2 protein-coding genes are annotated in these 2,647 nt (G+C 54.4%); one reads left to right on the forward strand and one right to left on the reverse strand.

What is annotated here, in order from left to right; translation table 11 throughout:
• On the reverse strand, positions 1-1,240 hold a 1,240-nt coding region (locus tag L0H65_RS17980), incomplete at its 3' end, for a replication initiation protein (protein WP_301460584.1).
• Between the two features lie 586 nt (positions 1,241-1,826).
• Here L0H65_RS17980 and L0H65_RS17985 point away from each other — a divergent pair.
• The coding region (locus L0H65_RS17985; protein ID WP_301460585.1) for an AAA family ATPase at positions 1,827-2,647 on the forward strand (821 nt) is incomplete at its 3' end.

A 2,647-nucleotide genomic window follows, 5' to 3' on the forward strand; every position in this document is an offset into this window, starting at 1 on the left:
CGAACAGCCCCGGCTTCAGGTCTTCCCAAAAAGCAAAAATGGCCGTTGCATTCAGCGCGCTGGACCAACCGTTGCGGCGGAAATCCTCACGGTCCAGATCATCGCTCAACTGACCCATGAACAGGCGCTTGTCTGCATCGCGCTGGGTTGGGTTGCGCTGTTTGGATGCAGCCTCCACAGCGGCAAAACGGCGTCTGCGATCATCCCTCGCGGCAAAACGCGCGTTCTCCTCGACATCCTTGCGGGCCTGATCTGCGGCCCGTTTGCGCGCAGCTTCCAGCGCTTCTGCGGAAGGCGGCGCCTCTGGCGTGGAACCCGTGGTGTCAAACCCATTTTCCAATGCGACCCGCAAATAGCCCACAGGACTTTTCACATGCTTCTGCTCGCTGACAAAGGTCAGCTTTTCGGCGACCGCTTCCTCACCATGTTCCTGAATCCACTGTCGCGCCAACCGGTCTGAAGCCCCCAGCCCGATCAGCCGTTTATACGTTCCGCTCGCCCGGACGGCAGCGTCATCGTCAATGTCAAACATCGCCAACTGCTTGTTCTCGCGGATTAAAAAGCGAACCTCACTGACCGCCCTGCCCTGCTTTTGAAACTCCGCCGTGATTTCAATGTTCGAGGTCCGGTTCACCTCCTCCACCGCGGGCTTGATAATCTTCGCATTCAAGTGCTTGAAACTCTCGTAATAGCTGCTGTCCTCCACCCCCATCAGGCGGCGAAACACTTCGATTGGCCACCAACCGGTGCTGCCGGTCCGCACAAACCGATAGCAGTTTTCATACAACGCCAACCCATGCCCCGAGGTAAAGCGTTTCTGAATATTCAAATTGATCAGCGCAAACACCTTGGGGTCATGCAGCTTTTCCGCCAATGCCGGCGAATAGGCGTATTCACAAACTCCTGATTTCAACTTGGCATATGACAGAAGGCTGGAAACACCCCACTCCTGCTTGCCCTTCTCATCCAGCATATCCCATTCGGCCACCGTCTCGGCCAATCCGCGCAACGCGGCGCGCAGGGTTTCCATGTCATTGGAGTTATAGCCGATCATCAGAGATAGGGTGCGTGCATCGATTTGGTGTTTGGTTTGGCTGATCAGTGTATCATAGGCATTCAACAGCAACACGTTCGACAGCTTGCGCTGCAACAGGGTCAACTTGCCGCTGACATGAATCGCGGCGACGTTCTTTTTGACCGACTCGCGCCGAAGCGAGCCTTTAAGCACCTGTGGCTGCATCTTACTTCACCGGCTGACCTGCGAATCCTATGCATTAGTAATCCATGATAAGGCACCCAGAGGCAAGACCTGACTTGGGACCTTTACGATGGCTTTATTGGTCCCGTAGATGGGTGCCTTTCCGATCTTGCACTTAAGCTATCTAGTTTCTCTGCCCCGAATCGGCCGCGCATCTCAGCCTTCTTTGCCAGATTCGGATGAAATCAGGGCTTTTGAGGAGGTTTTTGCTTCCCGATCATGGGTTCTGCTCCTCACGGACTCGGGCACCCTTCATCCCGTATACGGGCACCTATCGCCCCGTATACGGGTGCCATTCATCCTGCATACTGGTGCTGATAGTTATGTACCACGTTGATATAACGGATTATTGTAAGGTCAAAGCATATAAAGCTCTGAAAGAGATTCATACCTTTTGGGGCTGACGATCTTGTTCTTGAATTTGAAGAATCCGCATAATTGGTTTCGCGGCGAAACCAATTATGCATTTCCAGGCGGATCACTTTAGGCAGTTCCCACCTTTCACCGGATGTGCGATAGTTAGCGGCATAGAAGCCTATAAGCCGCACATGGCCGGAAAGAGCGAGACATGAGCAAGAAACCTGAAATCACCTTGAACGCCTACCAGAATCTCGATCCCGCGAAAGCGGCGGAAAAGCTTGGGGCGAGAGTTGATACCACACGATTCGCAAAAGCCGCAGCCTTTTGCGCCCGTGGCCGGGATGATTTGGCAAAGCGGGGTTATGCCCCGGATGGCAAAAAGCGGCTTCGACAGTTTTCGATTTGGGAAATTACGAAATACCTTATTCCGATTGCCCCCGCCCATCTTCGGCGGGTGCTGAAGGCCAATGAAAATCTGCCGCAAGGCGAAGGCGCTGCCGGAGCAAAGTGGTTTACCCTTGAAGAAGTATTGACGTTGCGGGACCATTTCGCAGCCGAGGGATCGGCGACCAAGGAGTACCGTCCCTACCGCCCCGAAGGCCAGCCCGCGAAAATCTGTGCTGTTGCCAATTTCAAAGGTGGATCAGGCAAAACCACCACATGCGCTCATTTGGCAATGGCCGCGGCGCTGGATGGCTATAAGGTTTTGGTGATCGATCTCGACAGCCAGGCCTCGATGACTTCCATCCTTGGGGGGCAGGTCGAGGACGAATGGAAAACGGTTTTTCCGCTGATCGCCAAAGATTACGCGCTTGCTGTACAGGCAGAAAATAAAGTGCGCGAAGCCGGTGATCTGCCCCCCCTGCCCCTCGATGAAACCCTGACCGAGGCTTTGAAGGTTTCGTCGCGAAGCCTTATCCAGCACACGCATTGGCCAAACGTCGATCTGATCGGCGCGCAGTTGAACCTTTATTGGGCGGAGTTTCAGATTCCGGTTTGGCGCATGGGCCTGCGATCGTGGTCATTGTG

The organism is Pseudorhodobacter sp., from assembly GCF_030452865.1.
Lineage (GTDB): Bacteria > Pseudomonadota > Alphaproteobacteria > Rhodobacterales > Rhodobacteraceae > Pseudorhodobacter.